The following is a 2,646-nucleotide window of genomic DNA, read 5'->3' on the forward strand; positions in this document are numbered from 1 at the left end:
GCCGCCGCCGGGAGCAACGCCTTTCTGGCGTTTATCTACCCGCTGATTGGATTCCTCTTCCTCTATGGCACGCTGTTTTTGGCGGTGCCTGCAGTGCGGTGGCTGACGTTGCAATTCCGCAACCAGGGGGTGGAGCGGCGCAACCGCATCCGGCGGTTCTGGCAAGAGCGGCTGAAGCGTCCCTCCGAGGTGCTGCTGCGCAAGCTCGACTTTGCCCGCCGCTTCCGCCGCCAAGAGGTGGTGCAGGAGGCGGACACCATCTACTCCACGGATCGGGATTTAATCGAGCAGCGGGACTACCGGCTGGACGAGCCGGCCTTTCGCCAGCTTTTGCAGCAGGAGCAACCCCTGGCAACTGAGTCGGAAGAGGTGCCCCGGCGTCGTCTCTAGGGAGGGGTTGAAATTAGAAGCGCAGGGGCGGGCCTGCACGAGAGCCTTACGAGAGCCTTATTGAGCAATGTCCAACACCAGCAGCGAGCAAGCCGAGCAACAGGATTGGAGGCAGGAGGGTTTGGTCCGTCTGGGGATCGATGTGGGGGGGACTTTCACCGATCTAGTGCTCCTTCAGGAAGGCCAGATCCGGACGGCCAAGGTGCTCTCCACCCCTAGCCCGGAAGAGGGGGTCTTTGCCGCCTTGGACAAGCTGGGCGCGGTTAAGGTAGACGTGTTCTGCCATGGTATGACGGTGGCCACCAACGCCCTCCTGGAGCGCAAGGGAGCCCCTACCCTGTTTTTGACCACAGCGGGTTTCCGGGATGTGCTGGCCATTGGCCGCCAAAACCGCCCCTCCCTCTACGACCTCACCCAGCCCAAGCCGGAGCCGGTGGTGCCCCGCCACCACTGCCTAGAGGTAAAGGAGCGCTGCAGCGCAAGCGGCGTGTTGGAGCCGCTGACGGAGGAGGAGATCCAGCGCGTCATCCGGGAGGTGGGAGAGCGGGTGCACCGGGAGGGGATCCGCGCCGTGGGGGTAGGGTTTTTGTTTTCTTTCCTCTACCCGGAGCACGAGCAGCGCCTGGGGGCGGCTTTGCGCAAGGCCTTTCCCGGCTTGCACGTTTCCCTCTCCTGCGAAGTGACACCGGAGTTTCGCGAATACGAGCGCTTCAGCACCACAGCCATTGATGCCTACCTCAGCCCGGCGCTGGCGGGCTACCTGCACCGCTTGGCCCAAGGTTGTCGGGAGAGAGGGATCCCCGCCCCCCTGATCATGCAATCCTCCGGCGGCGTCACCTCCCTTGCTCAGGCGGCAGCCCACGCCTCGGTGGCATTGCTTTCGGGGCCGGCGGGCGGCGTTTACGGGGCGGCCTATGTGGGCCGTCTGAGCGGCTATTCCCATCTGCTCAGCCTGGACATGGGAGGAACCAGCACCGATGTGGCCCTCATTCAAGACGGCCTCCCTCAGGTTACCCCGTCAGCGGTGGTGTGCGGCCTGCCGGTGCAACAGCCTCAGATTGATATCCATACCGTCAGTGCCGGGGGCGGATCCCTGGCCTTGCTGTTGCCGGGCGGGGGGCTGCAGGTGGGGCCGGAAAGTGCCGGCTCCAACCCTGGGCCGGCCTGCTACGGGCGGGGAGGAACGGCTCCCACAGTAACCGACGCCAACCTTTGGCTGGGCTACCTGCCGGATGGGGGCTGGCTGGGGGACTCTGTTTGCCTGCGGCGGGACTTGGCTGGCCAGGCTATTGCAACGCTGGCGGAGCCCTTGGGTTTGAGTTTGGAGGAGACAGCTGTTGGCATTCGCACCCTGGCCAATGGGGCCATGGCACGGGCCTTGCGGGTGATTAGCGTGGAGCGGGGCTTGGATCCCGCCGATTTTGCCCTGCTGGCCTTTGGCGGAGCCGGGCCTATGCACGCCTGTGCCCTGGCAGAGGAGCTGGGGATCCGCCGCATCTTGATCCCGGCCTTTGCCGGTGTCCTCTCAGCGCTAGGTATGGCTGTGGCCAACCTACAGCGGGATTACCGGCGGGCCATCCTGCAGCCGCTGCGGCAACTGGAGTCGGCTGCCGAGGGATCCCTTTTGGCCCCATGGGCGGCGCCCCTCATCCGCCAGGCGAAAGCCGACCTGCAGGAGCCGGAGCTGTACTTTAGCTTGGACCTGCGCTACCGCGGCCAGTCCTTTGAGCTGGAGATCCCGGCCCAGTTGTCGGATCCAGTTTCTCTCTTGGAACAGCGGTTTCACCAAGCCCACCAGCAGCGCCACGGCTGGCAGGATCCCAGCCAGGTGGTGGAAGCCATCCAGTTGCGCCTGCGGGCGGTGCAGGCCTTGCCCAGCGTCCCGCTGCAAGCCCCCCCACCCTTGCCAGGGGATCCCTTCAAGGGGGAGCGACAGGCCTGGATGGGCGGCCAAATGCGTTCAGTCCCGGTTTACGATCGGCGGCGCATGGATGTGGGGTTTCCGCTACGCGGGCCAGCGATTGTGGAGATGCCTGAGGCTACCGTAGTCATCGAAGCCGGTTGGACAGGCAGCATCGACGCCGTGGGCACCCTGGTTTTAAGCTGCGAATAGAGGCCCCTTTCTCTCTTTGGCAGGGCGGACGATGGGACTCGAACCCACGAATGGAGGAACCACAATCCTCTGCCTTAACCACTTGGCTACGCCCGCCAGGATCCTGGGGATCTAGCTTAGCATGGGACAAACAGAACGAAGCC

The 2,646-nt window shown here is 64.6% G+C and carries 1 protein-coding gene, 1 tRNA gene and 1 pseudogene; 2 read left to right on the forward strand and 1 reads right to left on the reverse strand.

The window, feature by feature from the left end:
- A pseudogene (locus NW863_RS06390) lies at positions 1–390 on the forward strand (hypothetical protein); the annotation flags it as partial.
- 67 nt (positions 391–457) lie between these two features.
- A complete protein-coding gene (locus tag NW863_RS06395) occupies positions 458–2,503 on the forward strand; it encodes a hydantoinase/oxoprolinase family protein (protein WP_414365332.1) in 2,046 nt (681 codons plus the stop codon).
- A gap of 23 nt (positions 2,504–2,526) precedes the next feature.
- On the opposite strand, the gene NW863_RS06400 is transcribed toward NW863_RS06395, so the two are convergent.
- Positions 2,527–2,599 (reverse strand) — tRNA-His (locus NW863_RS06400).
- Positions 2,600–2,646: the final 47 nt, after the last annotated feature.

This window comes from Synechococcus sp. B60.1, from assembly GCF_047462555.1.
Classification (GTDB): domain Bacteria; phylum Cyanobacteriota; class Cyanobacteriia; order Thermostichales; family Thermostichaceae; genus Thermostichus.

Coding starts and splice junctions, on each gene's coding strand:
- NW863_RS06395 (WP_414365332.1), top strand. CDS start 458: ATGTCCAACACCAGCAGCGAGCAAGCCGAGCAACAGGATTGGAGGCAG.